25 protein-coding genes are annotated in these 21,307 nt (G+C 68.1%); 19 read left to right on the top strand and 6 right to left on the bottom strand.

The annotated features are described in order from the left end of the window. Window positions 1-90: 90 nt before the first annotated feature. On the top strand, window positions 91-648 hold the full coding sequence (locus tag NM962_08495) for a TetR/AcrR family transcriptional regulator (GenBank protein UVO14623.1): 558 nt from the start codon (window positions 91-93) through the stop codon (window positions 646-648). Window positions 649-660: 12 nt separating this feature from the next. On the opposite strand, the gene serS is transcribed toward NM962_08495, so the two are convergent. Continuing rightward, entirely contained in the window at window positions 661-1,923 is a 1,263-nt protein-coding gene (serS, locus tag NM962_08490) for a serine--tRNA ligase (GenBank protein ID UVO14071.1), read from the bottom strand. Window positions 1,924-2,005: 82 nt separating this feature from the next. Between serS and NM962_08485 the strand changes: the two genes are divergently transcribed. The 4 genes from NM962_08485 (at window position 2,006) to NM962_08470 (ending at window position 4,719) form a co-directional block, all read left to right on the top strand. Beyond that, on the top strand, window positions 2,006-3,115 hold the full coding sequence (locus NM962_08485; GenBank protein UVO14070.1) for a septum formation family protein: 1,110 nt from the start codon (window positions 2,006-2,008) through the stop codon (window positions 3,113-3,115). Next, a complete protein-coding gene (locus NM962_08480) occupies window positions 3,112-3,462 on the top strand; it encodes a metallopeptidase family protein (protein UVO14069.1) in 351 nt (116 codons plus the stop codon). The genes NM962_08485 and NM962_08480 overlap by 4 nt, the downstream gene beginning before the upstream one ends. A gap of 133 nt (window positions 3,463-3,595) precedes the next feature. Then, on the top strand, window positions 3,596-4,216 hold the full coding sequence (locus tag NM962_08475) for a hypothetical protein (GenBank protein UVO14068.1): 621 nt from the start codon (window positions 3,596-3,598) through the stop codon (window positions 4,214-4,216). Between the two features lie 305 nt (window positions 4,217-4,521). Further along, a complete protein-coding gene (locus NM962_08470; protein ID UVO14067.1) occupies window positions 4,522-4,719 on the top strand; it encodes a hypothetical protein in 198 nt (65 codons plus the stop codon). Here NM962_08470 and NM962_08465 read toward each other — a convergent pair. Together NM962_08465 and pheA are read right to left on the bottom strand one after the other, a co-directional pair. Continuing rightward, complete coding sequence (locus NM962_08465; GenBank protein ID UVO14066.1) at window positions 4,716-5,405, bottom strand: histidine phosphatase family protein; 690 nt, start codon at window positions 5,403-5,405, stop codon at window positions 4,716-4,718. The genes NM962_08470 and NM962_08465 overlap by 4 nt on opposite strands. Further along, window positions 5,402-6,268, bottom strand: a complete 867-nt coding sequence (gene pheA / locus NM962_08460) for a prephenate dehydratase (protein UVO14065.1) — start codon at window positions 6,266-6,268, stop codon at window positions 5,402-5,404. Before pheA ends, NM962_08465 begins: the two co-directional genes overlap by 4 nt. A gap of 198 nt (window positions 6,269-6,466) precedes the next feature. Here pheA and NM962_08455 point away from each other — a divergent pair, with 198 nt between their 5' ends. Both NM962_08455 and NM962_08450 read left to right on the top strand, forming a co-directional pair. Continuing rightward, entirely contained in the window at window positions 6,467-7,306 is an 840-nt protein-coding gene (locus NM962_08455; protein UVO14064.1) for a DUF2470 domain-containing protein, read from the top strand. 21 nt (window positions 7,307-7,327) lie between these two features. Next, window positions 7,328-8,080: a CPBP family intramembrane metalloprotease gene (locus NM962_08450; GenBank protein UVO14063.1), complete on the top strand. Its 753-nt coding sequence runs from the start codon at window positions 7,328-7,330 to the stop codon at window positions 8,078-8,080. A 22-nt stretch (window positions 8,081-8,102) separates the two neighbouring features. Here the strand turns inward: NM962_08450 and NM962_08445 are convergent, their stop codons facing one another. Continuing rightward, the gene (locus tag NM962_08445) at window positions 8,103-9,623 is read right to left on the bottom strand and encodes a cellulase family glycosylhydrolase (protein UVO14622.1); all 1,521 of its coding nucleotides are present in this window, start codon (window positions 9,621-9,623) and stop codon (window positions 8,103-8,105) included. Window positions 9,624-10,682: 1,059 nt separating this feature from the next. Here NM962_08445 and NM962_08440 point away from each other — a divergent pair. Beyond that, window positions 10,683-11,852, top strand: coding sequence for an LCP family protein (locus tag NM962_08440; GenBank protein UVO14062.1), 1,170 nt, complete (start codon window positions 10,683-10,685; stop codon window positions 11,850-11,852). 126 nt (window positions 11,853-11,978) lie between these two features. Further along, window positions 11,979-12,515: a ferritin gene (locus tag NM962_08435; protein UVO14061.1), complete on the top strand. Its 537-nt coding sequence runs from the start codon at window positions 11,979-11,981 to the stop codon at window positions 12,513-12,515. 16 nt (window positions 12,516-12,531) lie between these two features. Here NM962_08435 and NM962_08430 read toward each other — a convergent pair whose 3' ends face one another. Next, window positions 12,532-13,347, bottom strand: a complete 816-nt coding sequence (locus NM962_08430; protein UVO14060.1) for a glycerophosphodiester phosphodiesterase — start codon at window positions 13,345-13,347, stop codon at window positions 12,532-12,534. A gap of 4 nt (window positions 13,348-13,351) precedes the next feature. Continuing rightward, a complete protein-coding gene (locus tag NM962_08425; GenBank protein ID UVO14059.1) occupies window positions 13,352-14,431 on the bottom strand; it encodes a DUF4328 domain-containing protein in 1,080 nt (359 codons plus the stop codon). A 493-nt stretch (window positions 14,432-14,924) separates the two neighbouring features. On the opposite strand from NM962_08425, the gene NM962_08420 reads away from it, so the two are divergent. The 10 genes from NM962_08420 (at window position 14,925) to rraA (ending at window position 21,300) form a co-directional block, all read left to right on the top strand. Further along, window positions 14,925-15,083 (top strand): hypothetical protein, encoded by a 159-nt coding sequence (locus tag NM962_08420; protein ID UVO14058.1) that lies wholly within the window; start codon window positions 14,925-14,927, stop codon window positions 15,081-15,083. A gap of 209 nt (window positions 15,084-15,292) precedes the next feature. Then, window positions 15,293-15,913: a superoxide dismutase gene (locus tag NM962_08415; protein UVO14057.1), complete on the top strand. Its 621-nt coding sequence runs from the start codon at window positions 15,293-15,295 to the stop codon at window positions 15,911-15,913. A 313-nt stretch (window positions 15,914-16,226) separates the two neighbouring features. Then, window positions 16,227-16,763 carry a peptidase gene (locus tag NM962_08410; protein ID UVO14056.1) on the top strand — a complete coding sequence of 179 codons (537 nt, stop codon included), beginning with the start codon at window positions 16,227-16,229 and terminating at the stop codon, window positions 16,761-16,763. 123 nt (window positions 16,764-16,886) lie between these two features. Then, entirely contained in the window at window positions 16,887-17,576 is a 690-nt protein-coding gene (locus NM962_08405; protein UVO14055.1) for a TMEM165/GDT1 family protein, read from the top strand. 342 nt (window positions 17,577-17,918) lie between these two features. Further along, window positions 17,919-18,317, top strand: a complete 399-nt coding sequence (locus NM962_08400; GenBank protein UVO14054.1) for a helix-turn-helix transcriptional regulator — start codon at window positions 17,919-17,921, stop codon at window positions 18,315-18,317. A gap of 64 nt (window positions 18,318-18,381) precedes the next feature. Further along, window positions 18,382-19,041, top strand: a complete 660-nt coding sequence (locus NM962_08395; GenBank protein ID UVO14053.1) for a DUF6474 family protein — start codon at window positions 18,382-18,384, stop codon at window positions 19,039-19,041. Window positions 19,042-19,049: 8 nt separating this feature from the next. After that, window positions 19,050-19,715 (top strand): YcnI family protein, encoded by a 666-nt coding sequence (locus NM962_08390; protein UVO14621.1) that lies wholly within the window; start codon window positions 19,050-19,052, stop codon window positions 19,713-19,715. Window positions 19,716-19,759: 44 nt separating this feature from the next. Continuing rightward, window positions 19,760-20,248 carry a copper resistance protein CopC gene (locus NM962_08385; protein UVO14620.1) on the top strand — a complete coding sequence of 163 codons (489 nt, stop codon included), beginning with the start codon at window positions 19,760-19,762 and terminating at the stop codon, window positions 20,246-20,248. 101 nt (window positions 20,249-20,349) lie between these two features. Then, window positions 20,350-20,820: a nucleoid-structuring protein H-NS gene (locus tag NM962_08380; protein UVO14052.1), complete on the top strand. Its 471-nt coding sequence runs from the start codon at window positions 20,350-20,352 to the stop codon at window positions 20,818-20,820. A gap of 6 nt (window positions 20,821-20,826) precedes the next feature. Then, window positions 20,827-21,300, top strand: coding sequence for a ribonuclease E activity regulator RraA (rraA, locus tag NM962_08375; protein UVO14051.1), 474 nt, complete (start codon window positions 20,827-20,829; stop codon window positions 21,298-21,300). Window positions 21,301-21,307 lie beyond the last annotated feature (7 nt).

Raw genomic sequence — 21,307 nt, 5'->3', positions numbered from 1 at the left:
TCAGTAAAGTAGAATCAAGCGATCGGTCAGTGAAACTGCGCGACGTGGCTCACGCCCGTGAGCGGTCGATCCGAGCAGGGAGGCATGGGAGTGGCGAAGCCGACGTCGCCGCGTGGTTTCGCGCGGGAGCGCGTACTAGAGGCCGCGCAAGGGCTGTTCGCCGAGCACGGGGTGAGCGGTACGTCGCTGCAGATGATCGCCGACCGATTGGGCGTCAATAAGTCGGCGGTGTACTACCAATTCCACTGCAAGAACGACATTGTCGTCGCGGTGTTTCGCCCGGTGTTCGAGGACATTGCCCGGGTGGTCACCATCGCCGAGGCCATCGACTCCCGCGAGGTCCAGCGCGAGGCCACCATCAGCGGCATCATCGAACTGGCGGTCCGTCACCGCCGCACGACGGCCCTGGTCCACACCGATCCCGCCGTGGTGGGGGTCGTCGAGGCCATCGGAGAATTCCGGGACGCCTCACGGCGCTTACAGTCCATCCTGGCGGGACCCCAACCCGATCCGGCCACCCTCATCGCGAACGCTGTTCTGGTGCCCGGAATTCTTGGCGCGGCGGCCGATCCCGCGGCTTCGGACATTCCCAACGAGGAACTGCACCGGATGCTGCTGGACTGCTCGCGGCGGCTCTTCGCCGCCTGACCCGGCCGCGGATCAGGAGGCCGTCGGCTCCAGCACGTCTACACCCACGTAGGGCACCAGCGCCTGCGGCACCCGCACGCTGCCGTCGGGCTGCTGGTGGTTCTCCAGGATCGCCACCAGCCACCGGGTGGTGGCCAGGGTGCCGTTGAGGGTGGCTGCGGTCTGCGGCTTGCCGTTCTCGTCGCGATAGCGCGTCGCCAGCCTGCGGGCCTGGAAGGTGGTGCAGTTCGACGTCGACGTCAGCTCCCGGTAGGTGCCTTGGGAGGGCACCCACGCTTCACAGTCGAATTTGCGGGCGGCCGAGGACCCGAGATCGCCTGCGGCGACATCGATCACCCGGTAGGGCACCTCGATACGGGCCAGCATCTCGCGCTGCCAGCCGAGCAGCCGGTCGTGTTCGGCTTCGGCGTCCTCGGGCCGGCAGTAGACGAACCCCTCGACCTTGTCGAACTGGTGCACCCGAATGATGCCGCGGGTGTCCTTGCCGTAGCTGCCGGCCTCCCGGCGGAAACACGACGACCAGCCGGCGTAGCGCAGCGGTCCGCCCGACAGGTCGAGGATCTCGTCGGAGTGGTAGCCCGCCAGCGGTACCTCGGAGGTGCCCACCAGATAAAGGTCGTCTGCCTCGAGCCGATACACCTCGTCGGCGTGCGCACCCAGAAATCCGGTGCCGGACATGACTTCGGGACGGACCAGCGACGGGGTGATCATCGGGGTGAACCCGTTGTCGACGGCCAGTCGCACGGCCAGCTGCAACAGACCCAGCTGCAGCAGAGCGCCGCGGCCGGTCAAGAAGTAGAACCGCGAACCGGAGACCTTGGCTCCGCGGCCCATGTCGATCAGGCCCAGCGCCTCACCGAGCTCGAGATGATCCCGTGGGTTCTCGATGGCCGGTGGCTCACCGACCATGTCGAGCACCGCAAAGTCGTCCTCGCCGCCGGGGGGCACGCCGTCGATCACCACATTGGCGATCGCCATGTGCGCGGCCGTGAACGCGGTCTCGGCCACTCCTTGGGCGGTCTCGGCGGCCTTGACCTGCTCGGCGAGCTCCTTGGCCCGCGCCAGCAGGGCGGGGCGCTCCTCGGGCGATGCCGCCCCGACCGACCGGCTGGCGGTCTTCTGTTCGGCACGCATCGAGTCCGCGGCCGCGATGGCGGCACGGCGTGCGGTGTCGGCGGCCAGCAAGGCGTCCACCAGGGCCGGGTCCTCACCGCGACCCACCTGGGAGCGGCGGACACGGTCGGGATCTTCACGCAGCAGCTTCAGGTCGATCACGGCAAAACCCTACAACCTGGCCGGCTGCATCACTTTCGCATCATTTGTCACGCGCTCGCGGCTGCCTGTCAGAATGGACGCGATGTCAGAGGCAGCCGACCAGGAGAATCCACCCGCCAAGCGGGTGTCTTGGCGACGCACGCTCCAGGCCGCCCCGACGCGCCGCGCCCTGTTGCTGACCGCGCTGGGTGGGCTGCTGATCGCCGGTTTGATCACCGTGGTGCCCGTCGTCGGCGAGGGCCCCGGCGGGCTGCTGAGCCATCTGAACGCCGAGCCGGCGCCGGGGGCGGGCGGCAAGGGCACCGGGCCGGGACTGGGACTCGGCACGGTCAAGGGCAACGAAGCGATCGACCACGCGGTTGCCGGCGACTGCCTGAACTGGCCGGAGAACGACTTGGACGCGGCGACGATCGTCAGCTGCGCCGACGAGCACAAATTCGAGGTGGCCGGCCCGGTGGACATGAAGATGTTCCCGGGCGCCGAGTACGGTCCCGATGCTCCGCCGCCGTCGATGGCCCGGATCGAACAGATCACCCAGGAACAGTGCGAGTCGTCGGTGCGCCGGTATCTCGGCGCCAAGTTCGACCCGCACAGCAAGTTCGTGGCCAGCATGCTGTGGGCCGGCGAACGCGCGTGGCGCCACCACGGTGAGCGCCGGATGTTGTGCGGCCTGCAACTGCCTGGCGTGGGCGGCCAGCAGACCGCGTTCGTCGGCAAGATCGCCGACATCGACCAGTCCAAGGTCTGGCCGCCGGGCACCTGCCTGGGCATCGATCCGACCACCAACCAGCCCAACGACGTTCCGGTCGACTGCGCGGCACCGCATACCAAGGAAGTCACCGGCACGGTCAACCTGGCCGAACGGTTCCCCGACGCGCTACCGCCAGAGCCCGAGCAGGATGCGTTCATCAAGGAGTCCTGCACCCGGCTCACCGACGCCTACCTGGACCCGGTCCAGCTACGCGACACGACGCTGACGTTGACCTACGCCACGGTCTCTCTGCCCAGCTGGTCGGCGGGCAGCCGTGAGGTGGCGTGCAGCCTCGGCGCCACTCTGGGCAACGGCGGCTGGGCGGCGCTGATCAACAGCGCCCGCGGATCGCTGCTGATCAATGGCCAGCCCCCGATCCCGCCGCCGTCCATCCCCGCGGAACGGCTGAACCAACTACCCGCCGGTAGCCAGCCGCGGTGAGTGTCCAGATGGACCCGCGCCGGTTCGACGACCTCGTGTCCGACGCGCTGGACCTGATTCCGCCGGAGCTGGCCGCCGCCTTCGACAACGTCGTGATCCTGGTGGCCGACCGCAACGCCGAGGAACCCGACCTGCTCGGCCTCTATGAAGGGGTGGCGCTGACCGAGCGCGATTCGAGCTATGCCGGGTCGTTGCCGGACACCATCACCATCTACCGGGATGCGCTGCTGGAGATGTGCGAGTCCGACGACGAGGTGGTCGATGAGGTTCGGATCACGGTGATCCACGAGATCGCCCATCACTTCGGTATCGATGACGACCGGCTGCACGAACTGGGCTGGGGCTGAGTACCACCGCCGCCGGTCTCGCCACGACGCCGCATTGATGGATTAGACTCCACATTCGTCGACGACGTGGCTTGTCCGATCTTACATCGACCGGGGCACGGGCCTCCACAGCTTGTCGAAAGGACGTCACATCGTGGTGCTTGCGATAAAGCGCTGGGGCGCGACCGGCCTGGCAACGGCTGTGATCGGTTCCGGGGTGGCCGTGCCCGTACTGGCGACTGAATTCTCGGCGCCCACTCAGCCCGCACCGATCGCATTGGATGTGGAGTTGACGGCTGCCGACGACTGGCTGTCCGACTTATTTGACCTGCGCAGCCCGTACAACCCGCTCAATCTGTTCATTTACAACATGTGGTCACACGACGGACTGTTCTGGGGTGGTCTTGTCGATCCATTCATCTCTACGGGCACCTTGGGCGGTGAGGTGCTTTGGGCACTGCAAGGCGACACCGAAGCGCTGAACAACCTGTTGGCCGGCAACTTCATCATCCGGGGGCCCAGCATGTGGATTCCGGACGCCACCGACGGCACCGTGGTGGACCCGTTCGGGTGGCTGGTTCAGATCATGAGCGCCATCGGTTTGGGCCACTTGTTCGGTGTGGATGTTGCCGATGCCGACGGCACCGGCGAACCGATCACCGGTACCGCGGACGCGTCGCTCGGGGGGATCGAGCAATTGCTGAACGACCCCGATTGGGGTGGGCTCGGCGATCAGGTCCCACTGCTCGACGACCTGGTCACTGTCTTCGACTGATCTAGCGGCGAAAACGCAGGCCTGGCGGCCCTCGACTCGGGGCAAATCACCTTCGCCGGCCGCGGACGCCCCCCGGCGAAACCAGTGCGCACACGGGAAAGCCCCGCAGCGTCCGGGGCTTTCGCCGTTGGTGTTGGGACTAGCCCTCCACGGGCGCGGTGGCCGGGGACCCGTTGCCCCCGGGCGCCGATGTCGCCCGCGCCGCCATTGCCGCCGTTACCGGCCGTCTGGCCGGCCGCCGCGCTTTCGCCGACACGCTTCGAGAACACGCCACTAATGGCAGGCCACGGTGGATCATGGTGACGATGACGACTGACTCCCACCACTGCCGAGACTGCCGAGCGGGGCTGGAGCACTGCCACGGCACACTCATCCACCACGTCCAGCAGGCCGCGGAGTGCACCGAGGACGGCTGCCCCGGTGAGGTGCTGCCGCACTCGTTCGCCCTGGATTGCGAAGCGGTCGGGTGTCGCTGCGCGCAGGTGTACGCGCTGGCGATCTAGCCCATCGGGTCGGTGTCGGACCGCACCGCATCGCCCACTGGGTCCGGGTGGGGTTCGGGATAGAACGGCGGCGTCAGCGAGCCCCACTGCACACAGCTCCATCGGCCGTCGGTGATCGGGGCCAGCACCACGGCGGTGGCGTTCTCCAGGTGGTTGTCCAGGACGAAACTGCCGTCCACACCCGCCAGCGTCGCCGCCGCCAGTCGGATCGCCGCGCCGTGGCTGACCACGACGATGTCCCCGGTCCAGTCGTCGTCGTCGAGGTAGCGCAGCCGCAGGTCGGTGACGACCGGCAGGTAGCGGTCGAGCACTTGTTCGGCCGATTCCCCGCCGGGCAATGCGACTCCGGGCTCACCGGAGTGCCAACGCTGATAGATCGCGTTGAACTCGGCGATCGCGTCGTCGTCGCTGCGGTTCTCCAGCTCACCGGCCTGCACCTCGTGAATGCCTTCGAGGGCGCGGGCGGTCACGCCGAGCCGTCCGCTGATCTCGGCAGCGGTCTGAACCGCGCGGGTGGCCACCGAATGGGCGACCAGCATCGGACGGTGGATGCCCTCGGCGGCGAAAGCCCTGGCTTGGTCGCGGCCCAGCGGGGTCAGTTCCGATCCAGGCGGGCGGGTGTCGAGTCGACGGTCGACGTTGCCGTAGGACTGGCCGTGACGCAGCAGCACCAGCCGCCCGCTCATGACGCCACCCCGCATCGACCGACGGGCTCGATAGGCCAGGAGCCCAGGTAGCGGACATCGGCGCAGCTACGACGCAGGGCCTGCAGTGCCTCGGCGACGGCTTCGTCATCGATGTGTCCGATGCAGTCCAGGAAGAACAGATACGTGCCCAGCTCGGTGCGGGTCGGGCGCGACTCGATGCGAGTCAGATCGATGCTGCGACTTCCGAACTCGGCCAGGGCTGCCGCCAACGCTCCGGGCGCGTTGTCGAGGCGCAGCACCACCGACGTCCGGTCGGCGCCGGTGCGCGCCGGCGGTGACGCCGGGGCACCCACCAGCACGAAACGCGTGCGGGCATTGGCCTCGTCGATGACGCCCTCGGCCAGCGCCACCAACCCGCGCTGCTGGGCAGCCAGCGCGGTGCTCACTCCGGCGTCCACCTCACCGTCATGGACCTGCTGCGCCGCAGCGGCATTGGAGTTGGCCGGCACGGTGTGGGCCCCGGGCAGGTGCTCGGTCAGCCAGCGCCGCACCTGGGCGCCCGCCACCGGATGGGCGGCCACAGTGCGAATCGCCGCCTCGCCGCGACCCGGCGCGACGACGATCGAGAACGTGACGTCTAGGGCGATTTCGGCGAATATCTGCAGCGGCGACCCAACCGCGAGGCCGTCCAGAGTGGGCGTCACCCCGCCCTCGATCGAGTTCTCGATCGGCACACACGCGTAGTCGGCGGCGCCGGAACGCACCGCCTCGAGAGCGGCCGGCGTGCTCTCGGCCGGCACCGGTTGAAGGTCGGCGCCGGGAACCCGTCCGGCGCCGTTCAACGCGAGCAGCGCCGCTTCGGTGAAGGTCCCCGCCGGGCCGAGATAGCTGATGCGGGTCACCGGACAACCCTATCGGCAGTAGCTCGCCGGCGCGCTCAGCGGCGGCGCGAGCGTGAGGTCAGCTTCACGCTGATCCCTCGAACGTGCCGCCACCTTCACGTTCGGCGGAAGTCCCACCGCGATCCGATTCAGCAATTCCTGTTGCGCCTACCCGAGTCATTAATTAAGTTAGGCTTACCTCACTTCGAAAGGTGATCGATGGCCACGACTACAGCAGCAACCGTCCCGACGTCCGCCGAGCGGATTCGCAGCGCCTGCATCCGCGGTCAGGCCCTCTTAGCCATCGCCGACGCCGCCGACGCCGCGCCGGTCAACGCACCGGTCTGCCACCTGCTGCGGGACGGATCCCTGGTGGTCGCGGTCCCGGTCGAGGACCCGGTCGCGCAGGCCGCGGCCGACTCCGGCGTGCAGGCGATGCTCGAGCTCACCGATCACGCGCCATTGCGGCTGCGCGAACGCGTGCGTGCGCTGGCGTGGATCCGGGGCCTGCTGCGCCCGGTGCCCGACCGCGAGATCCCGGTACTTCTGGACCGGATCGCGGCGGTGGACCCCAACCCTGCTCTGCTCCAGGTCGTCTCGCCGCGCTCGGCGTCGCACTCCCGCGATATGGCTGCACCGGAGTACAGCGACGCCGACGTCGACTACGCGCTGCTGCGGCTGACGCCGGAGTCTGCGGTACTGGCCGACGCCACCGGCGCCGAAGCGGTCGACGTGCACGAGCTGCTGGCAGCCCGACCCGACCCGTTCTGCGCGATCGAGGCGCATTGGCTGCAGCACCTCGACTCGGCGCACCCCGACATGGTCGCCCGGCTCGCCGCCGCCAAGCTACCGCCGCAGCTGCGCCGCGGACAGGCTCGCCCGCTTGCCGTGGATCGCTACGGCATGTGGTTGCGGATGGAGGCGCCCGACGGTGACCGCGACGTGCGGCTGAGTTTCCCGCGGCCGGTAAACGATGTGCTGAGTCTGAATCGGGCGGTACGCGCACTGATGGGCTGCCCATTTCTCAACGGGTTGCAGGCCCGGCGTCAGGAGCAGTAGCAGGTCGCTACCGTGGTGTCAGTGACCGAGCGCCAGAACCCGCGACACGCGCTGCGCCTGGAGATCGTCCTGGTTCTGGCGGTCACTTACGGCCTGAGCGCCGTCACCGCGATGCTGCAGCTCGCCGACGCGGTGCTGCGCGACCTCAGCGCCCAGCGGATCGCCCTTAACCCTCGCCGGTCGTATTTCGACCTGATCGACCTCGGTCTCAACGCCGCCTGGGCGGTGCAACTGATCGCCTGGGGCGCACTGGCGTTATACCTACTGTGGCGCAGCGGATTCGGACCCGCCTGCATCGGGCTGAATGGGCGACCCCGCGGCACCGACCTCGCCGGCGCACTCGGCCTGGCCGCCCTGATCGGGCTGCCCGGCCTGGGCCTGTACCTGGCGGCGCGAACCCTGGGCCTCAACGCCGACGTGATTCCCGCCGCGATCAACGACGCCTGGTGGCGCGCTCCGATGCTGATCGTGATCGCATTCGCCAACGGGTTCGCCGAGGAAGTGATCGTGGTCGGCTACCTGCTGACCCGGCTACCGCAGCTGGGGGTGGCGCCGCGGATGGCGCTGGCCTGTTCAGCCCTGCTGCGCGGCGCCTACCACCTCTATCAAGGTTTTGGCGCCGGGCTGGGCAACATCGCGATGGGCTTGGTGTTCGGCTACGCCTGGCAGCGCACCGGACGGCTGTGGCCGCTGGTCCTGGCCCACGCCCTGATCGATACCGTGGCGTTCGTCGGGTACGCGATCTTCGCCGACAAGGTCGGCTGGCTGCGCTGATCGCGACGGCGCCGCGCAGACCTCAGCTCGCGCGCGTCACCGTGACCGTGACGGTGCCCGCGCCAGCGTTGGATCCGATGACCAACACCGAGGCGTTGTCCGCCGAGACCACCTGGCCCCCGGTCACGCTGACCTGGTAGCCGTTCGGGAACTGGATGTCGGGGATGGAGATCTTGGTCTCCGATCCGGCGCCGAAGTTGCCCGAGCCGTCGGCCATCGCCGTGGAGTAGCTGAACGAGAAGACTCCATTGTTGAACGACCAGCTGTTCGGGATTCCGGCGATCACCTGCGGATACGGCTGGGCCAGAGTGGCCACGATGGGCTCATCGACGTTGTCGCCGGTCGGCGGCAGGTTGGTGTTGTGCACCAGCGAGCCCGCCTCGTTGGTGTAGCCCCAGTACAGCCAGCCGAACATGTGGGGATTGATCGAGTTCAGCTGGCTGGCGATGGTCGGAATATTGTGGGTGGCGCCGAATTCGGTGACCACTACGGGGACGTCGTAGCGGTCGCTGTACTGCTGAGCGCCGTCGTTGATCCAGCCGTCCCACAGTGAACAGCCGGTGGCGGTGCCTCCGCCGAGGGCGTCGAAGATGCAGTAGTCGTGGAACGCGAAGACGGCATTGTCGTCGTCGACCCCGCCCAGGTGGGTGACCCCGGTGGCGTTGCCGAACAGCACGTTGGGCTCGTAGTAGACCGTGGTGCTGGAGTCCACCGACCGGATCGCCGAGATCACCTGGTCGTAGAAGGGAGTCAGCGACTGGGTGTCGAAGTGCGGGTTGCCGAGCAGGCTGCCCAGCCATGACGAGCCGGCCCACGGCTCGTTCATGATTTCGTAGCCGGCCACGCCGGGGGTACCACCCAGGTAGTCGGCAACGACCTGCCACATCCGGGCGTAGGCGTTCTGCAGTCCGATGCCGTCCGCCTTCTCGTTGCCCCAGAACGCATCCCAGGCCTGGTTCTGCGCCGGGTTGAGGGCGTAGGCGAACGGGAACGGATGGCTGGTGTCGCTGTCCTTGAGGTTGAACAGTGTCGCCCAGTCCGGCGCGCCGTTGCCACCGACCTCCGTGCCGTAGAGGTCCTGGTGCATGTCGATGATGCTGACGATGCCGTGCGCCTTAAGGGTCTCGATGGTCTCCTTGACCGACTCCAGGTAAGCCATGTTGTACGCCCCAGGCTGCGGCTCGATCTGGCCCCAGTACAGGCCCAACCGGACCGAGGTGAAGCCATTGGCGGCCAGGAACGCCGCATCGTCGTCGCCGAAGCCGTTGCCGCCGGGTGAGAACGGCGCCGACTTGTAGACCTGGTTGACGCCCTGCAGGATGACCACCCGGCCGTCGCTGTCCACGATCCACTGGCCCGCGGTGCCGTATTCCGCCGGCGCCTTCTCCGGGGCGCCCTCCAGCGTGCCGAAATGGCCGACCGCACCGTGGGTGCCCAACGCGCCTGCGGTGCCACCGGCCCCGCCCAGGGCGGGCAGATCACCCGGCGCCTGGTAGACACCGTTGCCGGCATCTCCGCCGTCACCGCCGTTGCCGAACCACATCGCGCCGTTGCCGCCGTCACCGCCGTTCCCGCCGATGTGGCTGCCGTCACCACCGTGGCCACCGGCACCACCGATACCCAACAACCAGCCGATCCCGGCGCCGCCGGCGCCACCGATGCCGCCGTTCACTCCGTCGCCACCGTCACCACCTGCACCACCGGCACCCATGAGCCATCCGCCGGCCCCACCGGCGCCGCCGGCAGCACCTTCACCGCCGTCACCGCCCGCGCCGCCGTTGCCGAAGAACCCGGCCGCGCCCCCGGCGCCTCCGACGGCGCCCACCTCAGTGTTGTCCCAGCCGGCGCCGCCATCACCGAACAACCAGCCCCCAGCGCCACCGGCGGCAGATGCCTCCGTACCGGCCGCGCCGTCGCCAATCATCAGGCCCAGCCCCAGCGCCTCACTGATCTGGTTGGTCCCGTCGACGATCGGCGCCAGCAACGAGCTACTGACCAACCAGTCGATACCGGTGTAGATCGGGGTGTACACCCAGTCGTTCATCAAGGCCGTCGGGGTCGGGAGGGTGAAGTTCAGCCCCGCCGCCGCTCCGGCCAGCGCGTTATCCCAGTGCGTCGGGTCGAAGAACGATTCCCAGGCCGCCGGGCTGAGCACCGCATCCCAGTCCAGCCCACCGGTGGTCGCATCCACAAACGGCGCCACCGCCACGTCAAACACGTCGCCGAAGCCCTCGGCAGACGCCACCGGCGCCGGCGCCAGCGGCATCACCCCAAACGCCAGAAACGCCCCCACGGCGGTGCCCAACCCGGCGACTCGACGGTTCAGCGAGGCTCGACGTAGGAGAGGCGAAGCTGGGACCGCCGCATCGACCCGGCGGTTCCGCTTCGTGCTGCACTGACGAGTCATCTGCGGGTAGATCTCTCTTCATGATCGCGGCGGCGAATGACGTGGCCAAGATAACGATTTCTTCGGAAGATTACTAATAATCACTGAGAATTCCGCGGAAACTGGGGGGGCGAGCTGGGAATCTTCGGCATCCACCGCACGGCTGGCCCCGCCCTGGAGATCGCCCCGACGCCTCTCGCTACGTAGATTGGGCAGGTGAACGGTGATCGCGGGCCGGGCCAGCCCTGGCATCCCCCACCGCCGCGTCGTGAACCTCCGCCGATGTTGTACCGCGCCCCCCACGGCCGACCGGTCTCGCCGCCGCCGCAGGCCGTGCCGCGGCCGGCAACTCGGCCCGCACCGCGCCCGCCGGGACCGCGCCCGCCCGCTGCACGTCCTCACACACCGCGGTCTCCCGCTTCGCGTCGACGCCGATCCTGGCCGCGCCGACTGGCGGTGTTCACTCTGCTGCTGGCCTTGCTCGCCACCGCATCCCTGGTGGGCGCCGCGGCCTGGCTCGACACCGCGCTGCAACGGACCGCGGCGTTCGCCGGTTACGCCGACCGTCCGACGCCGGGCCGCGGGACGACATGGCTGCTAGTCGGTTCAGACAGCCGCGCCGATCTCACACTCCAGGAACAGCAGGACCTGAGCACGGGCGGGAACATCGGCAACGGTCGCACCGACACGGTGCTGCTCATACACCTACCCGGCCCGGGATCCGAGTCGACCGCAACGGTGGTGTCGCTGCCGCGCGACTCCTACGTCACGATCCCCGGCTACGGCAAAGACAAGATCAATGCCGCGTACACCCTCGGCGGGGCTCCCCTGCTGACCCGGACGGTGGAACAGGCCACCGGCCTGCGGCTGGACCACTATGTCGAGATCGGATTCGGCGGTTTCGCCTCGCTCGTCGACGCCCTCGGCGGCGTCACCTTGTGCCCGGACGAACCGATCGACGACCCGCTGGCCGGGCTGAATCTGCCGGCCGGCTGCCAGCAGCTCTCCGGCGCGGCCGCGCTCGGCTACGTGCGTAGTCGGGCCACTCCGCGCGCCGATCTGGACCGGATGGCCCACCAGCGGCTGTTCCTGTCGGCGCTGCTGGCCCGCATTACCGATCCGGCCGTCTGGCTCAATCCGCTGCGCTGGTACACGGTGCCGCGCGCCGCCGCACACGCGGTGACCCTGGACGAAAGCTCCGGCGTCATAGACCTGGCAGCCCTGGGCTGGGCGTTGCATGGCACCACCACCACGCTGACCGTGCCGATCGGCGAGTTCCTCTGGACCGACGTCGGCGACACGGTGGTATGGAACCACGCCGAAGCCGCCCGGCTATTCGAGGCATTGCGCCGCGATGCACCACCCCCATCGAGCGCCGATAATTGAGCCGAACCTAATTTCCACGCGCGATTACGCAATTTCAGCCTACCCTATCTTTACTTAGGCAATGCTGACCTGAGTAAGTCTCGCCTTGGATGCAAACCCACTTTGACCAGGGGTAGCATCGCATTCATGATCGAGAACGAAAGCCACAAGACGAAATTCCACGCGCTGCTTCAAGAGCAGATCTATCACGAATTTACCGCGGCACAGCAATATGTCGCGGTCGCGGTTTATTTCGACGGCGAGGATTTGCCGCAATTGGCCAAATTCTTTTACGCCCAGGCCGTCGAGGAACGGAACCACGCGATGATGCTGGTGCAGTACTTGCTCGACCGGGACATCCGAGTGGAGATTCCCGGTGTCGACGCGGTGCGCAACCACTTCGACGCCCCCCGGGATGCGCTGGCGCTGACGCTGGAGCAGGAGCGGACCGTCACCGAGCAGATCAGCCGACTCACCAGCGCCGCGCGCGACGAAGGCGACTACCTCGGCGAGCAGTTCATGCAGTGGTTCCTGCGCGAACAGGTCGAGGAGGTGGCCGTGATGACCCGGTTGCTGCGGGTCGCCGACCGCGCCGGGCACAACCTGTTCGAGCTGGAGACATTCCTCGCACGCGAGATCACGGTCGGCCAAGAAGCCGGCGCGCCGCGTATCGCCGGCGGGTAAACCCCTCGCCCGCCGATCAGCCCGCCCGCAACCGCGCCTTGGTTCGGGCGGGCTGATTTGTCGCAATCCACGCAACCCCCACGTCCCTGCAGAAGTCAACGTCTTCACTGCGGTCGACGGTCCAGCAATACAGCGCGCGACCCCGGACGGCGGCCTGGTCCACCAACTCGGGATGTTCCCGCAGCGTCTCGATCGACGGACCGATCGCCGTGGCACCGACCGTCGTCGCCGCGCCGCCACCCAGATAGCGCGCGCCTGACCCGAGCAGAACCGTCGGCAGCAGGGGCGCGGCCCGGCGAATCCGCCACACCGCCGCCGCCGAGAACGACATGACCACCGCACGCGACCGCGAAGCCGACGCCGGCGCGGCGAGCCCGAATCGATGCAGCAACGCGAGCACCTCGCGCTCAACCATCGAGCCGTATCGCACCGGATGCTTGGTCTCGATGAAGATCTTCACCGGCCGGTGCCAGTCCAGAACCAGCGCAACCAGTGCATCGAGGGTGAGCAGACCGGTGTCACCAATGCCGACACCCGCCGCTGAGCCGGTCTGCCCGTTGCGATGCCACGCGCCGTAGTCGAGGCGCTGCAACTGCGACAGCGTCATCTCACTGACCACCCCGGCCCCGCTGGAGGTCCGATCCACCCGTCGGTCGTGCACGCAGACCAAGTGGCCGTCACTGGTCAGCCGCACATCGCACTCGACGCCGTCCGCCCCCTCCTGCAGCGCCAAGTCGTAGGCGGCCAGGGTGTGCTCCGGGCGATCGATAGACGCACCCCGGTGTGCGACCACGAACGGGTGTTCCGAGACGACATCACCGGCCGGGGTCATGGACTTATGCTGCCGGTTCCCGTCCCGCGGACTCAAGAGCCGGGGCCGGGGCGTTGCCTTCTTCCGGCTTCGGCGCGGCGGCCGGAGCCGGCGGCGGTGCAGCGGCGGTATCGCGCCCATCGGCCACCACCACCCAGTGGTGGGCGGGCCGACCCATCGATCGCCGTTCGAATCCCTCGACCACCCGGGCCACCGTCACCACTGCTGCCAGCCCGAGGAGGTACGCCACCACGGTCGCCACCATGTTGTTAGCAATGCCCTGGGCCCCCGCTGCCCAGCTGGTGGCGGTAGCGAAGATCGCGACGGCAGTGCTAGCGGCCCACACGACCCACCACACCACGATGGGCTTGCGCAGCCGGTCCAGCCGGTCCTCGCGCTTGGCCAGCTCCATGACAAACACCGGCGCCCAGGCCAGGTTGACCACCGGCACCAGGCAACCGGCCCACACCGCCCAAGCCGGGCGGGTCTCGGGCAGGTGCAACCGGGCGAAGGCCACCGAACGCCGGGCAAGCAGCCACCTGGTCAGCACCACGGCACAGCTGACCACTGCCGCGATAGCGGCCAGCCCGGCCAGCCGGCCCAGCCACACCGCGCCACCGGCGATCAGGGGATTCAACAGCATGGTGCGATTGACGATCATCAGCACATAAATCAAGGCGTGCACCAGTGCCGCGACGCCCAGCGCGGCGACCGCGGCAGCGAGCGTCTTCTCCAGCGAGCGCGCCGTAGGCGCCTGCCGCTCCCCCGGTTTCGACTGTGCCGCAGCACGAATCGGCCCGCCCATCAGCGTCCAGCGGGGCATCACCGAATAACGCGGGGTGGGCCCCAGCGGGCGCCGGGCCGGCGACTGCGGAGGCGGCGGTCCTGGCCGCACCGCGATCCACCGGTAACCGTGCCCCGGCCGTGGTGGCGCCTGCCCGGGCGCTGCCGGCGGCGCAGGGGGCCCAGGCTGGGTCCACTGCAACTCAGCTTCTTGCTCGGGTGTCAGCGGCGCCCACAGCGCACCGTTGCAGCGTGGGCACCAGGCCCGCTGCTGGTCACGCACGTTCCACCGCGTCTTGCAGCGGGAACACACCTGGATCACCGCACCAGCCTAGCGGCGACCGCAAGGTCGGCGGAGCCGACCGCAGCCGGGTCGACGCCATCGACACCGCGGCGACCGCAAGGTCGGCGGCGCCGTGGCCAGAGCCATCGGTAAACGGCGCCAAAGACGCCCCGTGCGGCCCGGCAGCTACCACCGGCTATCCACAGTTTCCACAGGTTTATCCACACACCGATCGACAGCTGCACGGGCGTGATGTGCTTCTTACATGTCGACAGACGCATCGGTTGTGGATAACGCAGCGTCGTCGAAGCGAACCGACTAACAGCATCGAGCGAAATCGCTTGATCGGCTAAGCAGCCGCCTGCCGCCCGCATTTGACGACCAGGAGGACCCGGAACGCGTCAGTGCAGGTAAGTCGGGTTATCGAGGTGAATTTTTCCACTGGGCGGACAAAGCGCTATGATCGCCGTCACAGAACAGATGTGATGCGCCTCACTGGGATGGGCGCACGGTGAAGTTGGGGGCAAGGCAGATGACGGCACGGCCGATCGGACCCGGTCCCGTCGCAGCGGCGTCGGGCTGGCACGCGGGATCGTCCACCTATAAGCGCGCCTATCTGCTGGCGTCGCTGCGCGCCGGAGTAATCGCCCTCGTGCTGCTGTCTTTCCTGGTTGTTCTCGTCCTGACCTGAACCTCAGCCTGAGTATTGCGATCGGCTGATGTCGCGCATCAGCTCCACCCGTTTGTTGCGGTACACCCGGCGTTGGAGCAATGTGGTTGAAGGTGGCCCCATCACACTGCAACCGCGGTGAAGTGGGGTGCCGCTAGACCGTCAACGCCTGTCGACAATGATCAACGGTGATTGACACCGGATCAGCACAGACCGAAGGAAGGAACCCCGTGGCCGACTACACCTTGCCGGACTTGGACTGGGATTACGGAGCCCTTGAGCCGCACATCTCGGGCCAGATCAACGAACTGCACCACAGCAAGCACCACGCCGCCTACGTCGCCGGCGCCAACGGCGCCCTGGCCAAGCTCGAAGAGGCCCGCGCCAACGACGACCACGGCGCGATCTTCTTGAACGAGAAGAACCTGGCGTTCCACCTTGGCGGTCACGTCAACCACTCGATCTGGTGGAAGAACCTGTCCCCCAACGGCGGTGACAAGCCGACGGGCGAACTGGCCGCGGCCATCGACGACGCGTTCGGATCGTTCGACAAGTTCCGTGCGCAGTTCACCGCGGCCGCCAACGGCCTGCAGGGTTCGGGCTGGGCGGTGCTCGGCTACGACACCCTGGGCGGGAAGCTGCTGACCTTCCAGCTCTACGACCAGCAGGCCAACGTGCCGCTGGGCATCATCCCGCTGTTGCAGGTCGACATGTGGGAACACGCTTTCTACCTGCAGTACAAGAACGTCAAGGCCGACTACGTCAAGGCGTTCTGGAACGTGGTCAACTGGGCCGACGTGCAGTCGCGTTTCGCGGCCGCCACCTCGAAGACTTCGGGGCTGATCTTCTAGCCGGACCGCTGACATGGGTGGGGCGTCGCGCCGTTGGCGTGGCGCCCCACTTTGTTTTATACGGCGGTTCCAGCTTCGCCTCTCCTCCGTCGAGCCTCGCTGAACCGCCGGGTTTTATGCGGCGGCCCCAGCTTCGCCTCTCCTCCGTCGAGCCTCGCTGAACCGCCGGCTTTTTTCACCGTTTCGTTATCCGCCGCCTCGCCGTGTCACCTTGAATCCGCGTGACGGGTGCCGCATGCTGCCAAACAACCCACCCGCTGAAATGCGAGCAGGCGAATCAGCCAACAAGCCAAAATGTCGCGGAGGGTGCGCGATGGAGACGACAGGTTCCGGCCGGGCGATCGAAGTCGCCCCGTTTCACTCCCGTGGCGAGCTTCACGGATTCGTAGTCTTCGGCCGCTGGCCGGATTCGACCAAGGAATGGGCACAACTGCTCAGCATCACCGTCCGAGTCGCTTCGATGCCCGGATTACTGCCCACCACAACGGTGTTCGGCACTCACGAGGAACTGCCCGACAACCCCGGTCCGGGCACCGTCGGATTGCTGCTGGCCGAAGGCACTATCGCCGGCGAATCGGCGATCGCACCGGGATACTTCGCCGGCCGCCAGCCCTCCGCGCTACTGATGCTGCACCCGCCGTCGGAGACCATTCCCTCGCTGCCCGAATGCCGCGGCGCGGCATCGGGATGCATATTGCTGCCCGGCCTGCCCTACCTGGGCCTAGAGCATCGCGCGGCCTGGGTCGAAGCCGAATCCGACGGCACCGTCACCTCGATGGTGAGCCGGGTCGGCGTCGACCCGGTCAGCCACCCCGATACCGCAGTACTGGCCATGCTGCTTGCGGCATAAAGCAATTCGCGCCAAATTGTCCCGTTGCCGGATCGTCGACTTCGGCCCGCCGAAATTCCTTGTCGGCTGGCGGCCGGGCCGCGGAGTCATTAGCCTCGGCAGCTGACGAAAGGGCGTCCCCGCATGCTTGCCGCCATGCTGATCAGCCTGGGCGTGGTCTTCCTCGCCGAGCTCGGCGACAAGTCACAACTGATCACCATGACGTACGCGCTACGGCACCGCTGGTGGGTGGTTCTCAGCGGAGTGGCTATCGCGGCTTTCGCCATCCACGGCATCTCGGTGACAGTGGGGCACTTTCTCGGGCTGACATTGCCGGCCCGCCCAATCGCCGCCGCCGCCGGTGTTGCCTTCATCGGTTTCGCGGCGTGGACGTGGCGCGAGGGAACCAACTCCACACCTGGGGAAACCGCCGTCCGCGAGCCTCGATTCGTACTGTTCGCGGTGGTGTCCTCGGTGCTGTTGGCCGAGCTCGGAGACAAGACGATGCTGGCGACGGTTGCGCTGGCCAGTGACCGCAACTGGCTGGGCGTGTGGCTGGGCGCGACTATCGGGATGGTGCTCGCCGACGCTGTCGCGATCGCGGTCGGGACGGTGCTGCACCGGCGGTTGCCCGAACACTTGCTGCACGCAGCGGCCGGATTGCTCTTCCTGGGGTGCGGCTTGTGGATCCTCTTCGATGAGGCGCTGGGCTGGCGACCGGTGGCCATCGCCTCGGTTGCGGGATTGGTCTCGGTGGCATTGGGGTCAGCGCTGTGGCGAGCTTCGCTGCGCCGTTCCGGACAGACCCCCGGAGACGATTCCACCACTCGGTAGCAAATCCCGCCGATAACCCAACACGCGGTGGAAACTTCACTTCGCCGGAGTGGCTTCCAGCAGTGAGGACCAACGGGCCGGTGTTACTGGATCGCTTCGTTCGCCGGTGCCGACGCAATAGTGCTTGGTACGACAAGAAAATCGAACCACAGCGATCTCTACGGTGAGCCGAATGAACTGCACCAAGCCCGATCTCGTGCTTCAAGATCGAACTCGCTACGGAAACACCCTTGGTTGTGTCGGTAACTATCGCTACGATGATCAGCAAATCATCAGGCGCTACCGCTTTCCCCCGCGCGGAGCGCCTGTCGGCCGCCTGCCTACCCCCTGGAGGTCCTATCGATGAGCGCGACGTTCGCTGTCCGCTTGAATCGCCTTTTCGATGTGGTCTATCCACCCGGCCGCGGACCGCACACGTCCGCCGAGGTAATCGCGGCACTCAAAGCGGAGGGCGTCACGATGTCGGCCCCCTACCTCTCCCAGTTGCGCTCGGGGAACCGGACGAACCCGTCCACCGCCACCATGGCAGCGCTGGCCAACTTCTTCCGGATCAAGCCGGCGTTCTTCACCGACGACGACTACTACGCCAAGCTCGACGCCGAGTTGTCATGGCTAGACAGCGTCCGCGACGCCGGAGTACGGCGCATCGCGACCCAAGCTGTCGGGCTCTCGCCCGAGGCCCAGGAGGACGTCCTGGCCCGCATCGACGAGCTTCGTCGCAAGGAGCACCTCAGCGCCTGAGGCGTCGGCGCCGCGATTAGGGTGGCTTGATCGGTTCCAGCGAGACACCGGGGAGGCGGCCGCGATGGGCCTGTTCAGAAAACGCAAGAGCCGCGCGACCCGGCGTGCCGAAGCACGGGCGCTGAAGGCCGGCGCCAGGCTTGAGGCGCGACTGGCCGCCAAGGGCGAGGCGAAACGCTTCAGGGCCAGCCAACGCGCGGATGCCCGGGCACTGAAGGCCCAGATCAAGTCGGACCGCAACCGCGACCGCACCGCGCGTAAGGCCGCCGAAAGCCAGCTCAAAGCCGCCCGCGACGGCCGGATCCTCTCGCCCGCGCGCGTCCGCCGCACGCTGGTGGTCACCCGCATGCTGGCGCCGGTCATTGTGCCGCTGGTGTACCGGGCCGCGATGGCCGTACGCGGCCTGATCGACGAGCAGCGAGCGGCCCGGCTCGGGGTGCCACTGGCCCGCGTGGGCGAGTTCTCCGGAAATAGCGCCCGGCTCTCGGCGCGGATCGCCGGGGCAGAGAAGACCCTGCGCCTGGTGCAAGACCGCAAGCCCAAGGACTCCGAAACCAAGCTGTTCGTCGCGGCGATCACCGATCGGTTGTCGGACCTGTCGACGGCCGTGACTGCCATCGAGACCATGCCGGGAGATCGTCGGCGAGTGGCCTCCGCCTCGATCAGCGATCAGCTCGATGGAATCGACGCCGATCTGATGGCTCGGCTGGGGCTGCCGTCATGAGCGTCCGGATGCGCACCATGGCGCTGGCCGCGGCGATCACCGCAGCTTCCGTCGTCGGCGCCACGCCCGCCTGGGCGCACGTGCACGCCAGCAGCCCCGGCGCGGTGCGCGGCGGGGTTGCGATGGTCACTTTTGAGGTGCCCAATGAGTCACCGAGCGGTTCTGCCACAACGGAACTCACCGTGACGCTGCCCGATGTGGCCTCGGCTCGCACGGAAGCCAAGCCCGGCTGGACCGCACGCCTGGACCGCGACCCCAAATCCGGGGCGGTGCGTTCGGTGACCTGGACCGCCACTGCCGGCGCCGGCATCGGCGCCGACCAGTTCGGACTGTTCCGGATTGCACTGCGGCTGCCCGACGCAGAAACGGTGAACTTCCCGTCAGCACAGCGGTACGCCGACGGCACCGAGGTGCGCTGGGACGAGACTGCCCAGCCCGGCGGCGGTGAGGCGCAGCACCCGGTACCCACGCTGCAACTCGGCACCGGCCCGGCGTCGGCGGCCGAACACCACGCCCAACACCCGGAGCCGGCCGTGTCCGCCGGCCCGGCGCCCGAGGCGGCATCCGAGGCCGGCGAGCATCACGGCGACAATGCGGCCCGGCTGCTCGGCGGCGCCGCACTGCTGGTCGCTGCACTGGCTGCCACGATCGCCCTGGGCAGGCGGCGCGCGTGAGGCGGGCGTTGCGCGGCGCGCTGGCGGGCCTGTTCCTGCTGGGGATGCTGTTCGCGGCCACCGGGGTGGCCGCCGCGCACGCCGTGCTGGTGTCGACGGACCCGGCGCGCGACGCGCAACTGGCGCGTGGCCCCGAGCGCGTCAGCGCCACCTTCAACGAGCAACTGCAGTCCGACTTCGCGGCCATGACAGTGGTGGGCCCCGACGGTCACCTGTGGTCTACCGGGGACACCCGGGTGGACGGCGCAGTCGCCAGTGTCGCGGTACGTGCGCTGGGACCCGCCGGCACCTACACGGTCCACTATCGGGTCACCTCCGCCGACGGGCATGTGGTGTCGGGTTCGTGGCCGTTCCAACTGACGGTAGCCGGCACCGGGGAGCCCGGCCCCGCGGTCACCGACCGTACCGACGCCGTACCCGCCATTCCGCGCCGCTACGCCGACCCCCAGGGTGACCTGCCCATTTGGCCCTTCGTCGCCGGTGCGGTGGTGCTCGTCGGGGTCGGTCTGTGGTTCAACCGTCCGCGGTCCTGACTTTCGGCCAGCGGTCGCCGCTGGCGAATGCTGGCATGATGGGGACGTTGCCGGTGACGCCGAGTTGATCTGAGACGAGAACCCGCCAGAGGAGCTGCCGTATGACCGAACCGCAAGGCCAGCCCGACCACGAAGCCGCGGCTGCGCCCGAGCCGGTTACGCCGGCTGCAGCTGACCTGCCGGCCGAGCCGCCGGCTCCGGCGCCGCAGAAGACTCCCGCAAAGAAGGCACCCGCCAAGAAGGCCCCGGTAAAGAAGGCGACCGCTAAGAAGGCACCCGCCAAGGCCGCCAAGAAATCGCCCGCGAAGAAAGCGCCCGCCAAGAGTGCTCCCGCGGCCCCTGCCCCCGCCGTTCCCAGCCCGCCGGCGGTCGCCGCCAACGGCTCGGGACACCTCGCTGAGGGCGCCAAAGAAACGGCCGCTCAGGCGAAGTCCACGGTGGACTCGGCCCGCAATCCGCTGAGCTCGCCGTCACCGGCGCGACGTTCACCGGGCCCGCTGCTGGCCGCCGGAATCCTCGGTGTGTTCGCACTGCTGCTGCTTCGCCGGCTGCGGCGTGCGCGCCGAGGCTGACCGCCGGTGACCGCACGCTTTCGGCCCACCGCCGACCTGGTCGACGAGATCGGCCCCGACGTACGCAGCTGTGATGTTCAGTTCCGCCAACTCGGCGGCCGCACGGAGTTCGCCGGTCGCATCAGTACGGTGCGCTGCTTCCAGGACAACGCACTGCTCAAATCGGTGCTCTCCGAGCCGGGCGACGGCGGGGTGCTGGTGATCGATGGCGGCGGCTCGGTGCACACCGCGCTGGTCGGTGACGTCATCGCCGAGCTGGCGCGCAGCAACGGCTGGGCAGGGCTGATCGTGCACGGCGCGGTGCGCGACGCCTCGACCCTGCGCACCCTCGACATCGGCATCAAGGCGCTGGGCACCAATCCCCGCAAGAGCACCAAGACCGGCGCCGGCGAGCGTGACGTCGTCGTCGAGTTCGGCGGCACCGCCTTCGTCCCCGGCGCGATCGCCCACAGTGACGACGACGGCATCGTCGTCGTCTAGGACCGGC

This window comes from Mycobacterium sp. SVM_VP21 (genome assembly GCA_024758765.1).
Taxonomy (GTDB): Bacteria; Actinomycetota; Actinomycetes; order Mycobacteriales; family Mycobacteriaceae; genus Mycobacterium; species Mycobacterium heraklionense_C.
The sequence above is the reverse complement of the archived record's forward strand: the minus strand, read 5'-3'. Positions and strand labels throughout refer to the sequence as shown.

Coding starts and splice junctions, on each gene's coding strand:
- NM962_08420 (UVO14058.1), top strand. CDS start 14,925: ATGACGGCACGGCCGATCGGACCCGGTCCCGTCGCAGCGGCGTCGGGC.
- NM962_08445 (UVO14622.1), bottom strand. CDS start 9,623: ATGTGGTTCGGCAACGGCGGTGACGGCGGAGATGCCGGCAACGGTGTC.
- NM962_08465 (UVO14066.1), bottom strand. CDS start 5,405: ATGAGCGGGCGGCTGGTGCTGCTGCGTCACGGCCAGTCCTACGGCAAC.
- NM962_08410 (UVO14056.1), top strand. CDS start 16,227: ATGGAGACGACAGGTTCCGGCCGGGCGATCGAAGTCGCCCCGTTTCAC.
- NM962_08400 (UVO14054.1), top strand. CDS start 17,919: ATGAGCGCGACGTTCGCTGTCCGCTTGAATCGCCTTTTCGATGTGGTC.
- NM962_08430 (UVO14060.1), bottom strand. CDS start 13,347: ATGACCCCGGCCGGTGATGTCGTCTCGGAACACCCGTTCGTGGTCGCA.
- NM962_08390 (UVO14621.1), top strand. CDS start 19,050: ATGCGCACCATGGCGCTGGCCGCGGCGATCACCGCAGCTTCCGTCGTC.
- NM962_08405 (UVO14055.1), top strand. CDS start 16,887: ATGCTTGCCGCCATGCTGATCAGCCTGGGCGTGGTCTTCCTCGCCGAG.
- NM962_08435 (UVO14061.1), top strand. CDS start 11,979: ATGATCGAGAACGAAAGCCACAAGACGAAATTCCACGCGCTGCTTCAA.
- NM962_08395 (UVO14053.1), top strand. CDS start 18,382: ATGGGCCTGTTCAGAAAACGCAAGAGCCGCGCGACCCGGCGTGCCGAA.
- NM962_08455 (UVO14064.1), top strand. CDS start 6,467: ATGGCCACGACTACAGCAGCAACCGTCCCGACGTCCGCCGAGCGGATT.
- NM962_08385 (UVO14620.1), top strand. CDS start 19,760: ATGCTGTTCGCGGCCACCGGGGTGGCCGCCGCGCACGCCGTGCTGGTG.
- NM962_08470 (UVO14067.1), top strand. CDS start 4,522: ATGACGACTGACTCCCACCACTGCCGAGACTGCCGAGCGGGGCTGGAG.
- NM962_08485 (UVO14070.1), top strand. CDS start 2,006: ATGTCAGAGGCAGCCGACCAGGAGAATCCACCCGCCAAGCGGGTGTCT.
- NM962_08380 (UVO14052.1), top strand. CDS start 20,350: ATGACCGAACCGCAAGGCCAGCCCGACCACGAAGCCGCGGCTGCGCCC.